At 59.1% G+C, this 17,990-nt stretch carries 13 protein-coding genes; 8 read left to right on the top strand and 5 right to left on the bottom strand.

Features of this window, described 5'->3' with window-relative positions; translation table 11 throughout:
* Positions 1 to 275: 275 nt before the first annotated feature.
* The 4 genes from RA25_RS18585 to RA25_RS18570 all read left to right on the top strand — a co-directional run bounded on the left by RA25_RS18585 (position 276) and on the right by RA25_RS18570 (position 6,276).
* A complete protein-coding gene (locus RA25_RS18585; RefSeq protein WP_039174374.1) occupies positions 276 to 1,298 on the top strand; it encodes a putative 2-aminoethylphosphonate ABC transporter substrate-binding protein in 1,023 nt (340 codons plus the stop codon).
* A 121-nt stretch (positions 1,299 to 1,419) separates the two neighbouring features.
* Positions 1,420 to 2,517 (top strand): putative 2-aminoethylphosphonate ABC transporter ATP-binding protein, encoded by a 1,098-nt coding sequence (locus RA25_RS18580; protein ID WP_039174372.1) that lies wholly within the window; start codon positions 1,420 to 1,422, stop codon positions 2,515 to 2,517.
* The gene (locus tag RA25_RS18575; protein WP_019297965.1) at positions 2,514 to 4,520 is read left to right on the top strand and encodes a putative 2-aminoethylphosphonate ABC transporter permease subunit; all 2,007 of its coding nucleotides are present in this window, start codon (positions 2,514 to 2,516) and stop codon (positions 4,518 to 4,520) included. The genes RA25_RS18580 and RA25_RS18575 overlap by 4 nt, the downstream gene beginning before the upstream one ends.
* A gap of 31 nt (positions 4,521 to 4,551) precedes the next feature.
* Positions 4,552 to 6,276 carry a Na/Pi cotransporter family protein gene (locus RA25_RS18570; RefSeq protein ID WP_082023104.1) on the top strand — a complete coding sequence of 575 codons (1,725 nt, stop codon included), beginning with the start codon at positions 4,552 to 4,554 and terminating at the stop codon, positions 6,274 to 6,276.
* 4 nt (positions 6,277 to 6,280) lie between these two features.
* Here RA25_RS18570 and RA25_RS18565 read toward each other — a convergent pair whose 3' ends face one another.
* The 5 genes from RA25_RS18565 to RA25_RS18545 all read right to left on the bottom strand — a co-directional run bounded on the left by RA25_RS18565 (position 6,281) and on the right by RA25_RS18545 (position 12,918).
* The gene (locus tag RA25_RS18565) at positions 6,281 to 7,264 is read right to left on the bottom strand and encodes a GlxA family transcriptional regulator (RefSeq protein WP_082023103.1); all 984 of its coding nucleotides are present in this window, start codon (positions 7,262 to 7,264) and stop codon (positions 6,281 to 6,283) included.
* A gap of 77 nt (positions 7,265 to 7,341) precedes the next feature.
* Positions 7,342 to 9,792, bottom strand: a complete 2,451-nt coding sequence (locus RA25_RS18560) for a GcvT family protein (RefSeq protein WP_039174370.1) — start codon at positions 9,790 to 9,792, stop codon at positions 7,342 to 7,344.
* A gap of 66 nt (positions 9,793 to 9,858) precedes the next feature.
* Positions 9,859 to 11,346: a tripartite tricarboxylate transporter permease gene (locus tag RA25_RS18555; RefSeq protein WP_039152165.1), complete on the bottom strand. Its 1,488-nt coding sequence runs from the start codon at positions 11,344 to 11,346 to the stop codon at positions 9,859 to 9,861.
* 9 nt (positions 11,347 to 11,355) lie between these two features.
* A complete protein-coding gene (locus RA25_RS18550; RefSeq protein ID WP_052254294.1) occupies positions 11,356 to 11,916 on the bottom strand; it encodes a tripartite tricarboxylate transporter TctB family protein in 561 nt (186 codons plus the stop codon).
* 54 nt (positions 11,917 to 11,970) lie between these two features.
* The gene (locus RA25_RS18545; RefSeq protein ID WP_039174369.1) at positions 11,971 to 12,918 is read right to left on the bottom strand and encodes a tripartite tricarboxylate transporter substrate binding protein; all 948 of its coding nucleotides are present in this window, start codon (positions 12,916 to 12,918) and stop codon (positions 11,971 to 11,973) included.
* A 273-nt stretch (positions 12,919 to 13,191) separates the two neighbouring features.
* Between RA25_RS18545 and RA25_RS18540 the strand changes: the two genes are divergently transcribed.
* The 4 genes from RA25_RS18540 (at position 13,192) to RA25_RS18525 (ending at position 17,716) form a co-directional block, all read left to right on the top strand.
* The gene (locus tag RA25_RS18540; RefSeq protein WP_019297972.1) at positions 13,192 to 14,139 is read left to right on the top strand and encodes a phosphotransferase; all 948 of its coding nucleotides are present in this window, start codon (positions 13,192 to 13,194) and stop codon (positions 14,137 to 14,139) included.
* Between the two features lie 136 nt (positions 14,140 to 14,275).
* Positions 14,276 to 14,890, top strand: coding sequence for a TetR/AcrR family transcriptional regulator (locus tag RA25_RS18535; protein WP_039174367.1), 615 nt, complete (start codon positions 14,276 to 14,278; stop codon positions 14,888 to 14,890).
* A gap of 68 nt (positions 14,891 to 14,958) precedes the next feature.
* Entirely contained in the window at positions 14,959 to 16,368 is a 1,410-nt protein-coding gene (locus RA25_RS18530) for an aldehyde dehydrogenase family protein (RefSeq protein ID WP_019297974.1), read from the top strand.
* The gene (locus RA25_RS18525; RefSeq protein WP_342586138.1) at positions 16,331 to 17,716 is read left to right on the top strand and encodes an aspartate aminotransferase family protein; all 1,386 of its coding nucleotides are present in this window, start codon (positions 16,331 to 16,333) and stop codon (positions 17,714 to 17,716) included. The genes RA25_RS18530 and RA25_RS18525 overlap by 38 nt, the downstream gene beginning before the upstream one ends.
* The last annotated feature ends 274 nt before the right edge of the window (positions 17,717 to 17,990 follow it).

Below are 17,990 nucleotides of genomic sequence, written 5' to 3'. Positions count from 1 at the left end.
GCTCGGATGCAGCCGCAGGGTACCGGCCTCGGCTGCTTGCCGTTTGGAGTGTTGTCATAGTGAAGTTTTAATTGACTCTATGACGCGATGATCATAAATCGAACTAAGCGTTCAGATTTTGACGGAATGTCAAAGCTGCCGCATGGAGGTTGCTAGTCGCAACATCAACCGGAGGAGGGAGGCGCGACAGAAATTTCTGTTTTTACAGTTCGAAAGTCTGGTCAAACAGCTTTTGGATGGCTCGGTCGCACCCTCAGACCCATAGGGAGGAGATTATGGTGTCGAAATTTTATACCCTGGTTCAGGCAGTTGCTCTGGCATGTGCCGCAGCAACCGCGTCGGCCGAGACTGAACTGACGGTTTATACTGCTCTGAACGCAGATGATCTGGACCGCTATGCTGCGTCCTTCAATGAAACTAACCCGGACATCAAGATCAACTGGGTCAGGGATTCCACTGGGATCATCACAGCGAAGCTGCTGGCCGAGAAAAACAACCCGCAGGCAGATGCGGTGCTGGGGCTGTCTGTCAACTCAGTGATGGCCCTGAAGCTGGAAGGCATGCTGGAGCCCTACAGCCCCGCAGGTGCCGATACGCTGAATGCCCAGTTCGTGGACAATGGTGATGCCCCTAGCTGGGTTGGCATGAATGCACTGTTTTCCGCGATCTGCTTCAACACCGTCGAAGGCGAGAAACTGGGCATCGCAGCGCCGCAATCTTGGGATGACCTGCTGAAACCAGAATATGCAGGCCATATTGTGATGCCGAACCCCAACTCTTCGGGTGCGGGGCTGCTGAACGTCACCAGCTGGCTGTCGCTGAAAGGGAGCGAGGACGGCTGGGGCTACATGGCCGGATTGCATGAGAACATCGCGCGCTACACGCACTCGGGGTCGAAGCCCTGCAAGCTGGCCGCATCGGGTGAAAACCTGATCGGCATCTCCTATGCGCTGGCGGCAACCAAGCTGAAGGGCAGCGGCGCCCCGATCGACATCATTATCCCGACGGAAGGTGTTGGCTGGGATATGGAGGCAACCGCCATCGTCGCGGGAACGCCGAAGCTGGAGGCCGCCCAGGCGCTGATGGACTGGACGGCGACAGAGGACGCCAATGAGGTTTATGCAAAAGTATATGCCGTCGTTGCCAAACCTGGCGTGTCCAATCCGAACGAGCATTACCCGTCCAATGTCGTGGACGCGATGATCCCCAGCGACTTTGCGAACATTGCCAAGAACCGCGACACCATTCTGAGCGATTGGCAAAGCCGTTTCGGCCATAAGTCCGATCCTCAGAACTGAGGGGCGGCATTCACCCCGGGCTGCTGCTCCCTGGCCCGGGGTTTTTCTTTCTTCACCAAAAGTGCGGCGGCAAATGATCGCGCAATGAACCAGCCCGGTCGTCCGGCAGCGGAGAAATCCCATGGCAAATCCATATGTTGAGATCTCCGATCTCGAAAAATTTTATGGCAGTTTCTGCGCTCTGAAGGGCGTGTCGCTGACCATTCTGGAATCCGAACTCGTCTGTTTTCTTGGCCCGTCGGGATGCGGCAAGACCACATTGCTGCGTGCGATTGCCGGGCTCGACCTACCCAGTTCCGGGCAGATCCGGCAGGGCGGGGACGATATCACCAGCCTGCCGGCCTCGTCCCGTGACTACGGGATCGTGTTCCAGTCTTACGCGCTGTTCCCCAATCTCACCATCTCCCGAAACATCGGGTTCGGGCTTGAAAACCGGGGGCTTGGAAAGTCCGAGATTCAGGCCCGTGTTAACGAATTGCTGGAGCTAGTCGGCCTGCCTGACCAGGGTAATAAATATCCGTCGCAGCTGTCGGGCGGGCAGCAGCAGCGCGTGGCCCTGGCCCGGGCCATGGCGGTTTCACCGGGCCTGCTGCTGCTGGATGAGCCGCTGTCGGCCCTGGATGCCAAGGTGCGGACCCACCTGCGCCACGAGATCAAGGAACTGCAGCGGGACACCGGTGTCACGACAATTCTGGTGACGCACGACCAGGAGGAAGCCCTGTCGATGGCGGACCGGATCGTGGTGATGAACCACGGTGTGATCGAGCAGATCGGGACTCCAACCGAAGTCTACCGGGAACCGGAAAGCCTGTTTGTGGCCGATTTTGTGGGGGATACCAACCAGCTGCCCGTCGCGTCTGCGGGTCCTGATTCAGTATCGAACGGCATTTCGGCGTTCCGCTGCCGCAATCACGGCCATGCCGCAGGCAAGGATCTGGTGGCAGTTATCCGGCCGGAGGATGTTGTGCCGGTTGAAGCCGGCGCGGCACCGTCGCAAGGCGCCAGCCGGATTGAGGTGATGATCCGGGAGATGGAATTTCTCGGCTCCTTCTGGCGCTGCGCCCTTGACAGTGCGGCCTTTGGAGGCGCGCATTTTTATGCGGATTTCTCAATCAATGCGGTGCGCCGGCTGGGGCTGACCCAGGGGGCAAACCTGACGGTTGAGCTGCCGGTTGATCGCCTGATGGCGTTTGAGCCGCTGCAGGAGGCGGCACAATGACGGATGCTGCACACCCGCTGCCCAAAACCGGCGTGAAGGCCAGGATGTCCCGCGACGACCTGGTCATACGCGGCGGCATCATTGTCATTTTCATGTATTTGCTGGTCGCTTTGGTCTTCCCGATGGGGGCCATGCTGGCAAAGGCGTTCTCGACCTATGCATTCCAGCTGGAGCAGTACGAATTCCAGGTCAGCGATGAAGCCGGCACATTTGATGATACGGTCCTTACGGCTGCAGTCTTGAATGCCGCAAATGAGACGCTTCCGCAGGAAAAGCTGACAGCAAAGTCGACCAGCAGCATTTCGGCCACGGCGTTTTTTCCTGAGTTCAGCTTCCGCAGCCCGGAGCGCTACCGGATCCGGACCGCGTCTGAAGATGCGGCTTTCTTGAAGGGCGCCCAGCTCCATTCCGGACCGAATTGGGTTGAAATGAGCTCTAACGAGTTCCGGCAGGTACTGCTGAAACCGTCGCGTAGTTACGGGCTCGGCAACTTCGCGACTTATTTCTCGACACCGGTTCTGTTCAAGTCCATCCGCAACTCCTTGCTGATCTCGGCAATCAGTACCGCGGTTACGGTTTCGCTGGCTTTTGCTTTTGCCTATGCGCTGAACCGCTCCTGCATGGCGCTCAAGGGGGTGTTCCGCCTGGCAGCCATGGCGCCGATCCTGGTGCCGTCGCTGCTGCCCGGTATTGCGCTGGTCTATCTGTTCGGCAACCAGGGCATGCTGAAATGGATGCTGATGGGGGAAACCATCTACGGACCCATCGGGATCTTGCTGGGGTCGATCTTCTTTTCCTTTCCCCATGCGTTCATCATTATCGCAACGGCGCTGACCCTGTCGGACGCACGGCTGTATGAGGCCGCCGCCTCGCTGCGCACGAGTCCGTTCAAGACCTTCATGACGGTGACGCTTCCCGGCGCGCGGTTCGGCCTGATTTCCGCAAGCTTTGTGGTTTTCAGCCTGGTGATGACAGACTTCGGCCTGCCCAAGGTGATCGGCGGGCAGTACTCCATGCTGGCAGTCGACATCTATCAGCAGGTGATCGGGCAGCAGAACTTTGAGATGGGTGCGGTTGTATCCTTCCTGCTGATCATCCCGGCGCTTATGGCGTTTGCCGTGGACCGGCTGGTGCAGGGCAAACAGCAGTCTTTGCTGTCTGCGCGCTCCGTGCCATATGAGCCCGCACCGCGGCCTCTGACGGACAAGCTGTGCTTTGCCTTCTGTGCAGCCATGTGCGTCTTTCTGCTGGGGATCATCGGCGTCTGCCAGTACGCGGCGCTGGTCAAATTCTACCCCTATGACCTGAGCCTCAGCCTGAGCAACTACCGCTTCGACCTGTTGGACGGCGGCTGGGCGTCCTATTTCAACTCGATCAAGCTAGCGCTTCTGTCGGCCGTCTTCGGAACCGCCGTGGTGTTCCTGGCCGCCTACTTCGTGGAGAAGGGCAATGCTTTTTCGGCGGGGCGGGGGCTGCTGCAGGGGATCGCTATGCTGCCGATGGCAATTCCAGGCATGGTGCTGGGACTGGCCTACATCTTCTTCTTCAACGATGCTGCCAACCCTTTCAACTGGCTGTATGGAACCATGGCCATTCTTGTGGTCAGTACGGTGACTCACTTTTTCACGGTTGCCTACCTGACATCGGCCACGGCCCTGAAACAGGTTGATGCAGAGTTTGAACCGGTGGCCGCGTCACTGAAGCAACCGGTGTTCCGGCTGTTTTCGACGGTGACGGTGCCGATGTGCGCGCCGGCCTTGCTGGAAATCGGTATCTACCTGTTCGTCAATGCGATGACCACGGTGTCGGTGGTGGTGTTCCTGTATTCACACAATACGCCCCTTGCTTCGATCGCGATCCTGAACATGGATGATGCGGGCGATATCGCCCCAGCAGCTGCCATGGGCATGATGATTTTCTACACCAACCTGGCGGCGCGGCTGTTCCATCTTTGGGTGTCCCGCGTTGTCCTGAAGCGGTCGCAAGCCTGGCGGACGCGCTGAGTTTCACCACCGGCGACGGGCCAAACTGTCTATGCTCGCCATCGTTAAAAATTCAGGGAAAGGTTACTCTGTGCAGATCCTGAGTTTTATCTTTCAATTGGCCGGGTCGGTCATGATGCTTTTGTTCGCAGTCCGTATGGTACGAACCGGCATTGAACGGGCCTTTGGTTCGGCATTCCAGAGATTGCTGACTGCGCCGCGAAATCCGCTGATGCTGGCACCGCTTGGGATATTGCTGGCCTGCGTCCTGCAAAGCTCGGCCGCAGTTACCCTCCTGGTAGCGGGCTTCTCAGGGGCTGGGGCACTTTCCTTTGTGCCTGGCATTGCAATTGTCCTGGGTGGAGATCTGGGCTCAGCCATGCTGATCCAGGTCTTGTCGCTTCGGTTGGACTGGCTCATACCTGTGCTTCTCACCACGGGTGGTTTCCTGTTCCTAAAGACCGACCAGCGCAGTTTGAAACAAGCCGGCCGGATTCTACTCGGTATTGCCTTCATTCTGGTCTCGCTGAGTTACCTCCGGCAAACAATGGAACCGTTCCGCGAAAGTGCGTTTCTGCCAGCTGTCGCAGGATACCTGGCACAAGACTTTGTGACGGCATTCCTAGTTGGGGTGATTTTGGCATTTGTCATGCACTCATCTGTGGCCGCCATCCTCATGATCGTTGCGGTCGTCGATATCGGCGCAATCTCGCTAGCGACTGGCCTTTCCCTAGTGCTAGGCGCCAATGCGGGCTCTGCTTTGATACCTGTCTGGTTGTCACGCGGTATGGAGCCAGTAGCGCGGCGCGTGCCAGTGGCAAACATGCTGCTGCGCGGAAGCGGCGCTATCTTGGCTGTTTCTCTTTTAAACAGCAGTGCTGGTGCTGATGTGTTCCTGGCGAGTGGAGATCCGGCCCAAACCCTGATTACTGTTCACATCGCCTTCAATGCAGCACTGCTATTGACTGTGCCTTTTGCTGTTCAACTGGAAGCACCAGTTGCGGCCATCTTTCCCAAAAACGAAGTGCGGGGTGAGGAACTTTCATCGCGCTACCGGTCGGTTTTAAACCGCGCAGACTTGGCCAGCCCTTCGCTAGCATTGGCCGGGCTGAGGAGGGAAGTATTGCGCATGGCAGGGTTGGTGGAGGAGATGACTGCCCCGGTTATGGATTTGTACAGGCGGGCTGATGAAGACACGCTGGAACGGCAGCGGGGGTGCGAGGACGCGCTTAATTCTGCCTTGAATGAGGTGCGCAACTATTCCGCCGAGATTGATCAAACTGTGATTGGTCGGGAACTTCGCGCGGAATTGCGAGCTCTGGTAGACTACGCAATCGCACTGGAGGCCGCGGGGGATATCGTGGTTAAACGGCTGGTTCCTTTGACACAGGAAAAACACCGCAGCAGCTTGGAGTTCAGTCCGGCTGGTTTTTCCGAGCTGCTTACGCTTCATGCAAAAGCAATGTCTAACTTAGACAAAGCTACTAATGTTCTTATTGGATCTGACTTGGAGGGGGCGCGCCTTCTGCTTGAAGAGAAGGCCGAAATAGCCCGCATAGAAAGGAACAGCCGCAAAAAGCATCTCAAGAGATTGGCAGAGGGGGAGCTAAACAGCTTTCGCACAAGCGACCTTCATTTGGAGACCGCTTATTCCTTTAAGGAGTTCCATTCGTGGATCGTTACAGTGGCTCACCCGATCTTGCAGCGCGAAGGACAGCTGCTTGAGACTCGTTTGATCCGCAAACCGGAGCCAGCGCGAGCAAACGCTAAGGCATGAATGGTCAGTCGGCGGGATCGTTTTCGACTCGCTGTGCAAATTGGTATGGAGAAATTCCGTATTTTTGCCGGAAGGAATTGCGGAAGTTGGAAGCCGAATAAAATCCGACACAGGCTGCGACCTCGCCTACGGTCAAGTCGGTTTGCATCAGCAGAAGTCGGCCACGGCAGAGGCGGGCATCCTTAACGAACCGGGCAGGCGTCATCCCGAGTTCACTGGAGAAGAGCCTCTCAAGCTGGCGTCTTGAAATGCTGTGGCGCAGGCACAGGGTTTCGATGGAAATGTCGCTGCTGAGGTTGGCGCGTATGTCGTTGAGAACCGAAAGTAGCGTTTTGTTCCGGGTTGCAAACCGCTGGTTCAGAGGCATCTTCTGCGCTACGCCGCTGTTGCGCGGGCCGTTGTGCAGGCAAAGGTCGGCAATCTCCTGGGCAAAATTGAACCCATGATCGCGTTCAATCACTTGCAGGATCAGGTCGCTCGCCGAGATGCCGCCGCCGCATGTTAAAATCCGCTGGTCGATGCAGAACCTGTGATCGGAAGGGCAGAGATGCCAATGGCTTTCCAAGAATGACGCGCGGGATTGCCAGTGCAGGGTGAACTCCCTCTCTGCGAGAATACCGGCATTGGCAAGAAGCTGCACCGCGGTGCCAACCGCGCCAATACGTGCGCCGCGCCGCCAAGCGGCGCGCAGATCGCCTCCCAGCTGTTTGGAAACCGGGTGGTCCGCAGCAGGGCCGAACACCAGCATGATGTCTGCACTGCGAAAATCATCAAACCCGGATGCCACGCCGAGTGCTGCCCTGTTTGTGTCTGTGACTGGCTTTCCGTCCGGGCTGTGCAGTGTCCAACGGTACAGCTCGTTTCCAGCCAGAAGGTTGGCTTCTCTAAGCGGTTCGGTCACTGCACCGAGGGATAACAGGTCGAACCCAGGAACCAGAAGCAGAGCCAAGGTTGTTGCATCTGCAGAAACTGGGTGTTCAGGGATCATGGCAGAATTCTTGTTTTGAACAAGGTGGGTGGCATGCGCCGGCCAAGGGGGGACAAAAACCGGCGCATGCGCTCTTACTACGACAGAAGCTTCTTGCTTTGGGGGTCGTAGAATCCGCGCAAGCGCACAGTGGCATCCACGGCCTCGCCTTCGATCAGAACCTGATAGTGGCCGTCTTCAAGGTCAGCCTTACCTGACGCGCCTTCCGGCAGGTCAAGAAGGCACAGGCCGGTGGCGGTGCCTTGAATGTAGCTGTAGGCCGCACTGTTGATGGAGCCGAGCACCTCGCCATTGCGAAGAACAGGCTCGCGCCCGAATAAGAGCGGTTCGGCATTGTTCAGTTTGATCGCGCACAGGAAGGGTCCCTGTGCCTTTTCCTTGCGGTCCAAGTAGGCATCGCGCCCGATGAACGGGATGTCCTTTTTGGTTTTGCACAGGAATTCGACACCCAGCTGATGCGGGGCTTCCATATAGGCCATGTCAGTGCCCCAATGCAGGTATCCCTTGTCGATACGCAGGGCGTTGAGCGCATCCGTGCCCAGCAGGCGGATGCCGTATTCGTCCTGCTTCGCCATGATGGTATCGAACACGTGCTCGGCCAGATCCGGCGTCATGTAGAGTTCGAAGCCAAGCTCGCCGCTGTAGGAAAGGCGCTGGACCCAAACCTCTGCATAACCAATGCGGATGGTCTTGCCGGAGTTGAAGGGGAAGGCCTCATTCGACAGATCGGCATCTGTCAGCGAAGACAGCAGTGCGCGGCTTTTCGGCCCCATCACCGACAAGGCGGCATAGGCGGTAGTCACGTCGCGGATACGCACGTCCTCGCCGGGATTGACATGATCGCGTAGCCGGTTCAGGTCGCGGCGGCGGCGTCCGGTTGAGCTGGTGACGATGAAGCGGTCTTCGGCATGGCGGGCGACCGTCATGTCGGTCTCGATTCCTCCGTCTTCGTTCAGCATCAAGGTGTAGGCTAGGCGTCCTGGGGCAATTGCCATGTTGTTGGTACACATGCGCTGCAAGAAGCTTTCGGCGTCTTTACCTTCGACTTCGGTCTTTCCCATCGGGGAGTAGTCGATGATGGCCACGGCCTCACGCGCCGCCTGCTGTTCGGTCTGGGCGTATTCGAACCAGTTGGCACGGCCAAAGGAGTATTCGGCCTTCGCCTCGGCCCCGGCAGGTGCGTACCAGGCCGGGCGCTCCCAGCCCATGGATTCACCGAAATAGGCGCCGCGGTCCTTGAGCAGGTGATGGAACGGCGTCTTGCGAATGCCGCGCGCGGTGTGCCGCTGGTGATGCGGATAGTGCAGGGCATAGGACAGGGCGAGCGTTTCAGGCGCGCGTTGCTGCAGATAGGCATCGCCTGCCTGGAAGCTCTCCAGGCGGGCCGGGTCGACACCGCTGAGATCGCGCATCGGCTTGCCGTTGACGATCCATTCCGCCAGAGCGCGGCCTGCGCCTGCACCGCATTGGATGCCGGTGGAGTTAACGCCAGCGAGGATGAAGTACCCCTTGATGTCCGGCGCTTCGCCGATGGTGGCGCGGCCGTCGTGGGTGAAGCTTTCAGGGCCGTTGAAAAAGGTCCGGATGCCGGTTTCCTGCAGCACCGGAACCCGTTCCAGCGCCTCTTCCATCACGTCCATGACGTGTTCTTCGACAAAAGGCAGCGAGTCGAAACTGAAGTCCTCGGGGATGCCGTCTTCGCCGTAGGGAACCACGATGCGGTGGCCAAAGCCGACCAGGAGCTTGCCCGCGTCTTCCTTGAAATAGGTGGCATCGTCATAGGACCGCAGCACCGGCAGGTCCTTGGGCAGGTCCGGGATCGCTTCGGTAACCAGGTAGTAATGCGCGCAAGCGTGCAGCGGGATTTCGACCCCGTTCTGACGGCCCAGTTCGCGCGCCCACATGCCGGCGGTGTTCACCACGACGTCGGCCTGAATGTGGCCCTTGTCGGTGCGGACCCCTGTCACACGGCCGTTCTCCACCACGACCTCCTCGACCTTGGTGTCTTCGAACACCTGGACGCCGCGTCCGCGGGCGCCCTTGATCAAGGCTGTGGTCAGGTCCACTGGGTTGATGGAGCCGTTGCTGGGGATCCAGACGCCGCCTGCGACGCCGTCCAGATTGACCAGCGGATAACGTTCCTTGATCTCGTCGTGACCGATTTCACGGGCTTCGATATCGAACAGCCGCGCAAAATCGATCTGGCGGCGCAGCTGGCGCATCCGGTCGGGGAAGCGGGCCACCGTGACGGAACCCGTTTGGCGGAAGCCGGTGGTCTGGCCGGTCTCGGCTTCAAGTTCCTCGATGATTTCGGTGCCGTAGGAGGCGAACTCGGTCGACAGCGTGTCGCCGCGCAGCCGCCCGACCAGTCCGGCGGCGTGCCAGGTGGTGCCGCAGGTGAGCTGCTTGCGTTCCAGCAGCACCACATCGGTCCAGCCCTGTTTGGCCAGGTGATAAGCGACAGAACAGCCATGCACGCCGCCGCCGATGATGACGACTTGAGCACGGTCCGGGACTTGATTTGCCATTGTTCATTCCTTTGCAGGTGGTTGGCCGGCGGCATGCGGAGGGGACGCGCGCCGGGATTGAAGGGGTTAGACGGGGTTTGACAGCGCCTTGCGGAGCCGGAAGACCGAAATCAGATGCAGGGTGACCGCCAGAACGATCAGGCCGAAAATGGTGGCGGCGATGGGGCGATTGATCATGTCCAGCGGCGTTTGCACATTGGCGAGTGCGATGCGCAGCTTCACTTCCATTATGCCGCCCAGAACCATGCCGAGGATGATCGGCACGATCGGCAGGTTCAGCCGTTTCAGCACCATGCCCAGCACACCAAAACCGGCAGCGATGGCGCAGTCCGTCACCGAGTTTCGCAGCGCGTAGACGCCGACGAAAGAAAGCGTGAGGATGATCATGCCGAGGTATCGGTTGGGAATGATGATGACCCGGGTCAGCTGGCGCGAGAACAGAATCAGGAAAACCAGCGCCAGCACGTTCAGCGCCAGCAGGCACAGGTAGAGGCCGAGAATGAACTCCGGCCGCTGCTCGAACAGGCCTGGGCCAGGGATCACGTTGTGGACGTAGAACACGGTCAGCATCATCGCGGTCAGGGCTTCGCCCGGGATGCCGAGGGCCAGCAGCGGGATCATTGCGGCGGCGGGCACCGCATTGTTCGCGGCTTCCGAGGCAATGATCCCTTCGGGAGAGCCATTGCCGAATTCTTCAGGCGTCTTCGAGGTTTTCTGCGCCAGAGAGTACGAGAAGAACTGGGCCAGGAACTCTCCAACACCGGGAATGATGCCGAAAATCACCCCAAAGCCGGAGGAGGACAGCACGGTCTTGGGAAACCGCAGCACTTCGAACAGGTGCTGAAACACTCCGCGGCCGATTTTCGGCTCTGCCGCATCCTGATCCTTGCCAAGCAGCAGGACAAAGGCCTGGCTAAGGGCGAAAAGCCCCAGCACCACGACGATGACGTCTATGCCTGAGGCCAGCCAGGTCTGATCGAAGGTGAAGCGTTTCGAATAGCGGATCGGTTCCAGACCGATGGTGTTAATGAAGATGCCAAAGCACAACAGCGCCCCGGCGGCCATGTTCTGGCCGCGGTGGACAATGACGACCAGAACCATGCCCAGGAGGGCGGCAAGAAAGATCTCCTTGGCGCCGAAGTTCGGAGCGATACTGGCCAGGAGCGGCGACAGGGCAATCAGGGCCAGCACCGAAATGACCCCGCCGCAGAAGGACGCGCCATAGGCAAGCGAAATGGCACGGGTGGCCTCACCCCGTCGGGTCATCGGGTAGCCATCATAGGTTGTCAGGGCGTTGACCGCGGTGCCGGGGGTGTTCAGCAGAATCGCAGGCAGCGCGCCGCCGAACATCGAGGAGCCGTAGATGCCCAAAAGCAGGGTCAGGCCGGTAAGCGGCTCCATGGCGTAGGTCGCGGGAAGCAGGATGGCGATGGCAACCGCCGGTCCCACGCCGGGGATGGCGCCAATAATGATGCCGCCCAGTGATCCGGCAACCAGGGCAATCAGGATGTCCCAGCGGGCCAGCATCTCGAGCGCGGAGAAAAGCAGATCCATGACAGCCTCTTACAGATAGATCAGGAACAGGTTGCGGAGACCGGCGGGCAGCAGCTCATAGGCGGCGCCGGCAGGGATCTTCACCTGCAGAAAGCTGCGGAAGAACAGCACCACAGCCATTGACAGGCCCACGGACACCCATAGGAACCTGGCGCTGCGGTAGCCAAGCCGAAGGGTGAGCGCAGTGCTGAACAGCAAGGTGGACGGCAGGTAGCCAAGGCAGGGCACGATCAGCACATAGGCTAGAAACCAGCCGGTAAACTCCGCCGAGCGCAGCCAAAACAACAGTTCCGGCCCCATTGGCGCTCCCTGGCGTGTGGACAGGTTGCGCCGGATGCAGATGCCCAGGTTCATCACGCCAAACCCCAGCATTCCGTAAATCGACAGAAGCGACCAGAAGCCGGGCTGGTTGAGCGCGCTTGCACCCTTTACCGTTTTCAGTTCAGCGCCGGTGTTGAACCAAAGAAAAACTGCAAACAGGAAGGCGGCCGCCGAGAAGGCCAGTTCAGCACGCACATGCGGCGGTTCGATAATGCCGATGGCATCGTGATGTTCCGGTTCTTGCGGCATGGCTGCCTCCCTGCTTGCAGCGGCAGGGCCCTGGGAGAGGCCCCGCCTATGGGATCAGAGACCCAGGCTTGCGTTGATTTTGGCGATTGCGTCGATGTTCTTGCCGATCAGGTCTTTCGATCCGTCGGCATCCAGCCAATAGAGCTGGGCGCCGGTCTCTTCGCCAAACTTGCGGGCGCGTTCGCTGGCGATGGTCTTCTCTGCCACGGAAGCGATCTTCTCGCGCACATCCGCCGGGGTGTCCTTATGCACGAACAGGCCGTTCCACAGGGTCAGGTCCAGTGCAGGAACGATTTCCGCAACGGTCGGCGCATCCGGCGCGTGGGGCAGGCGCTCAGGCGTGATGGCTGCCAGGACCTGAATATCGTCGAGACAGGGCAGCATCAGCTGGATCGTGGTGTTTCCGACATCCGCGTCGCCAGAGGCGAAGGTGTTGCAGTCGACCAGGTCAAAAGCGGCGTCAGAGGCATATTCAAACCCCAGCTCCTGCGCCAGCGACAGGGTCACCTTGGTCGGGGTCAAGGGCGCGCCGAAATGGGCCAGAGTGACAGGATTGTCCTGCGCATGCGCGGCCAGTTCCTGCATTGTGCTGTAGGGCTTGTCCTTCGACGTCACGATGACAAACGGGTAGGTCAGGAAAATGCCGAGGGGGTCAAACGGGTCCGGGGACAGCTCGGGGATCCCCAGAGAAGGGCCAACCACCGGAACGCCGATCACAAAGGAGCCGATTGTATATCCGTCAGCCGGTGCAGAGGCGACTTCCACCGCGCCGGGAAACGGGCCGCCGCCGCCGCCGGGTTTGTTCACCACAGCGGCCGGCACTCCGTATTCAGCCTGGAAGTCTTCGGCAATCATGCGAGTCAACACGTCTTCCATGTCGCCTGGCGGCCAGGGCACCACGAATTGCACGGGTTTCTCCGGATACTCCGCCCAGCCGGGCACAGCTGTGAATGTCGCCATGGCTGCCGCCACGGTCACTGCAGTCATCTTCGCAAGTTTCATTGGTCTCCTCCCTTAAGGACGCTGAGGTTTGCGTTTCGCCTCCCGGCCGAGCCGGCTCGTTCAAAAACTGAACTAAAAGTTCGATTATTGACGAATAGGATATTTTCTGACATAAAATTCCCAATCTGTAAACGCTTCTTGCCTGGCTCGGCGTCCAACAGTGCAAATTCAGGCTAAAACGCCGGAATCGCACTAAAGTCCTGAGGCAGGGTTCTGGGGCCGTCTGATTTCTGCGCGGGGAGGTGCGGAAAACAGCCAAATGGGAGAGAGAGTTTGACCGAATCAGCAGTTGTTCAGGACACCGCCGAATTCGATGAGCGCATTGCCCGCATCGTGGCTCAGGTTCCCGGATGGGACGATGGCAAGGCCACATGGAAGTGGCTTTCAGGCGGCGGGGCTCACAAGAATTTCCTGGTAGACAATGGGGACGGGACTGCACAGTCCGTCGTCAAGCTGTGGAACCGGGACTGGGAAACGCTTGGAATTGTGCCGCCCAGTGCGGTGCCGATGCTGAATACCGTTGATGCCGGGCGGGCGGGCATCGGCGCGCCGGTTGTCGCCATTGTCGACGATCCGCTGGCCCTGATGATTGAGTTTCTGCCCGGCAAGCCCGTGAATCTCAAGGATCCTGACGTTCTGCCCCGCGTCGCAGCAAAGGCGCGTCAGTTGCATGACAGCGGCCTCAACTTCCGCCGCGATTTCAACCCGTTTGCCGAGGCGCGTGTGATCCTGGCATCGGCTCAGCGTGCCGATGTCGCCTTGCCGGACGACTACAACGAAATCCTGCCTGTTTTGCAGAGGATCGAGCAGGCGCTGGACTTGCGGCCGCGCGATTTCGTCCCCAGCCATAATGATCTGTACAGTGCCAACCTGCTGGAGCAGCCGGACGGGACAATCCGGCTGATCGACTATGACCTCTCGGGCAACAGCGACCGCTGCTATGATCTGGGTCTCATGACCACTTTCGAGGATCTCGATTCCGATCAGGTCAGCCGCCTCACTGAAAGCTACTTTGGCACCTTCGACAGGCGAATGCGGGCACGTGTCGAGATGTTTGCCATCGCATCGGATTATTGCCAGTTCGCGCTGTTTGCCACAGCCCTCGCGGTGGCCGACATGAATGACGACTACGACTATGCGGGTTTCATGACGCAGAACTGGAGTAACATCCAGAAGCGGACCAGCGGCGCGGGCTTTGGTGCCTTCCTCGCAGAAGTTTGATCAGTCAGGGGCTGCCAGCGGCTAGGCTCTGCCGTCTGGCAGATCTCAAACCCGGTGTTCAGTGATTGAATGCCTGTTAGTTTTTGAAACGCGCGGTTAAACTCAAATCCGACAAATTCGGAAGGAGGCCCGACGCATGGCCGAAGGAGAAAAACAACTTTCTCTGCGCGAGCGCAACAAGCTGCGGACACGCAGGGAAATCCACGCTGCGGCGCTGGAGGTGTTCCAGGCGGAAGGCTTCGCAGGCAGTTCGGTTGACAAGATCGCGAAGACGGCGGGCACATCGAAAGGGACTATTTACGTCTATTTTCCCGATGGGCTCAACGACATCTACCGCGAGATTTACGCCGACCTGAGCAAAAAGATCCTGAATGCCGGATGTAACGCGCGCGATGCTGAAACAGATCCAGTGAAACGCATCCTGGCCTTGGCAGCAGCCCTTTTGGAGTTGTGTGCGCAGCCGGAAACTGGGCGGTTCTACAGTTTGCTCAGCCCAACGCTGCGGCCGGTTCTTGCACCGGTTCTGGGCCAGGCCTCGAGTGAGTTCACCGTCATGGTCGCTGAGGATGTCCAGGCGCTGCGCAACAATGACAGTGCTGCGGACGCCACCGTTTTTGCGGAGCTGCTGGTTGGCGCCATGCGTGAGGCCGCAAAGATCGTGAGCGACGCGCCGCGCAAAAAGAAATCGCTGCTCGCCGGGCTGGAAGCCCTTGCCGCCGGTCTGGCGCGCAGCCCCGACCGAACCGCTTAACACCGTGGCCCGTCCGGCATTGCCTGTCTGGCCGCATGAGCCTGAACAGACAATGCCGGAGGCGCATAATGAAAACTTACTCCCTGATCATCGGCGGGAAATCCGTCCCCACACCCAAGCATTTCGAAGTCCGCAACCCGGCAAACGGCGGTGTGGTCGGAAGCGCGCCCTGCGCCACCAAGGAGCAGCTGGACCAAGCGGTCGATGCGGCTGAAAAAGCCTTTGAGAAATGGCGCAAAAGGTCGAGCAAGGACCGCGCTGCGGCCTGTGAGAAGATCGCCCAGAAAATTCAGGAAAACGCCGAGGAACTGGCACAGCTGATCACCCGCGAGCAGGGTAAGCCGCTCAATGGCCTCGGGTCCCGCTGGGAGGTTGGCGGGGCCGTGGCCTGGACTGGCTATACCGCCACGCTGGATACCCCTGTCGAAGTGCTGCAGGATACCAATGAAGGCAAGGTGGAGATGTACCGCAAGCCGCTGGGTGTTGTTGGTTCGATCACCCCGTGGAACTTCCCGGTCATGATTGCAATCTGGCACATCATCCCGGCAATCCGCGCAGGCAACACGGTTGTCATCAAGCCGTCGCCCTTCACGCCCTTGGCCACGATCCGGCTGGTGGAACTGATGAATGAAGTTCTGCCGCAAGGTGTCGTGAATTGCATCACCGGCGAGGATTTCCTTGGCGCCGAAATGTCGTCGCACCCCAAGATCCGCAAGATTGTGTTCACCGGCTCCTGCGCCACCGGCCAAAAGATCATGCGAAGCGCGGCGGAGACCATGAAACGCCTGACACTGGAGCTTGGCGGTAACGATGCTGGTATCGTGCTGCCGGACGTGGATCCCAAACAGATCGCCGAGGGGCTTTTCTGGGGGGCGTTCATCAATGGCGGCCAGACCTGCGCAGCCCTGAAGCGCCTTTATGTGCATGACAGCGTTTATGAGGATGTCTGCAATGAACTGGCGGAGTTCGCCAGGAACATCGAAGTCGGTGACGGGATGCTCGAAGAGAGCATCATTGGTCCGGTTCAGAACAAGGCGCAGTACGACAAAGTGTCCGAACTGGTTGAGGATGCCAAGAAGGTTGGCGGCAAAGTGCTGCTGGGCGGAAAGGCACAGCACAAGGGGCCGGGGCATTTCTACCCGCTGACTCTTATTGCGGATCTGGACAACGGCACTCGGCTTGTTGACGAGGAACAGTTTGGTCCGGTGCTGCCGATCATCCGCTACAGCGACGTGGATGAGGTCATCAAGCGGGCAAATGACAACCCGAACGGCCTGGGCGGGTCCGTTTGGAGCCGCGACAGCAGCAAGGCCAAGGAGGTCGCCTGCCAGTTGGAGTGCGGGTCTGTCTGGATCAACAAGCATGGCGCCATTCAGCCCAATGCCCCGTTTGGCGGCGTGAAAGCCTCGGGGATCGGTGTCGAATTCGCCAAGGAAGGCCTTGAAGAATACACCGATATCCAGGTCGTGTTCTCGTGAGAGCCGAGACTTCTCTGGAGAGGGGGTTTGCATGAAAAATGCTTATGAAAAGCCAAAAATGTCGGCGAGGGCGCGGTTGATGATGGCCAGAAGGGAACGGCTCCTGGGGCCGAACAATCCGACCTTCTACGATGATCCGGTGCATTTTGTGCGCGGTGAAGGTGTCTGGCTGTTCGACGCGGACGGCCGGCGCTATCTGGATGCCTACAACAACGTGCCCCATGTGGGGCACTGCCACCCGCATGTGGTCGAGGCGATCTCGCGGCAGGCCGGCCTGTTGAACACTCACAGCCGGTATCTGCATGACAATGTCCTGGACTATGCCGAACGCCTGACAGCCACTTTCCACCGCAGCCTGTCAACGGTCCTGCTGACCTGCACCGGCAGTGAAGCCAATGACGTGGCGCTGCGCATGGCGCGGGCCATAACCGGCAAGCACGGGGTGATCGTCACCGACTTCACCTATCACGGAAACACCAGTGCGGTCATGGAACTGGCCACGCTGATCCCGCGCGAGGACGGGTTCAGCACGCATCTGCGGACCATCCCGGCGCCAGACAGTTATCACCTTGAGCCGGGTGAGAAGGATGAAACCGATATGGCAGCCCGGGTTTTGGCGCACCTTGATGCGGCAATTTCATCCTTGGAAGAAGCGGGGCACGGGGTGTCCGCAATCATGTTGTGTCCGATTTTTGCCAATGAAGGGTTCCCGGATTTGCCTCCGGGGTTCCTGGATCGCGTAGCCAAACGTGTGCGTAAGGCTGGCGGTGTTGTCATCGCAGATGAAGTCCAGCCGGGGTTCGGGCGGACCGGTGCGGCGATGTGGGGCCATCAGTACTCCGGATTCACCCCGGACATCGTGACAATGGGCAAACCCATGGGCAACGGCCATCCCATTGGCGGCGTGGTAACCACTCATGACATCATGCATGCCTTCCGGACCAAGAACGTCTATTTCAACACATTCGGCAGCAATCCGGTCTCCTGCGCTGCCGGCTTGGCTGTTCTGGATGTGATTGAAAATGAAAGCCTGATTGAGAACGCGGCGGAGGTTGGGGCCTACGCCAAAGAGCGTCTGGAAAAGATGGCGGAAAAGTTTGGCTTTTTTGGTGACGTCAGAGGGGCAGGCTTGTTCTTCGGTGCAGAGATTGTTCATCCAGGTGAGCAGATCACTGCAGACAAGAAGCTGGCTAAGAGGGCGGTGAACCTGATGCGCGAAAACGGTGTGGTCATGGGGCTGCTAGGGCGGAAGGAAAACTTGTTCAAAATCCGCCCACCAATGCCGTTTTCCAAGGCAAATGCTGACCACCTTTTTGAAGTGATGGATCATGTCCTGAGCCGGCTTTAGAGACAGTAAGGTTGGCTGCGCAACTTTCCTCATCTGCCGTCCCTCGGAGTTCCTCTGGAAAACCGCCGCTTTCTGCTTCGTGCAACTGGCGGTTTGCAAACGCTTCGAGACAAGGTGATATGGCTAAAAGCGCCTATGGGCTTTGGTTCGGCCGACTGCTGGTTGCTAACAATGACAAAGCAAAGCCAGGCCCGCTCAGTGTGGTCGATAGCGCCGCGGTTCTCCCCCCCATAGTTGTGCGGTGGGTGCTGAAATGAGGCATCCCGGCAGGATT

It is taken from the genome of Leisingera sp. ANG-S5, from assembly GCF_000813925.1.
In the GTDB taxonomy this organism is placed as follows: domain Bacteria; phylum Pseudomonadota; class Alphaproteobacteria; order Rhodobacterales; family Rhodobacteraceae; genus Leisingera.
The sequence above is the reverse complement of the archived record's forward strand: the minus strand, read 5'-3'. Positions and strand labels throughout refer to the sequence as shown.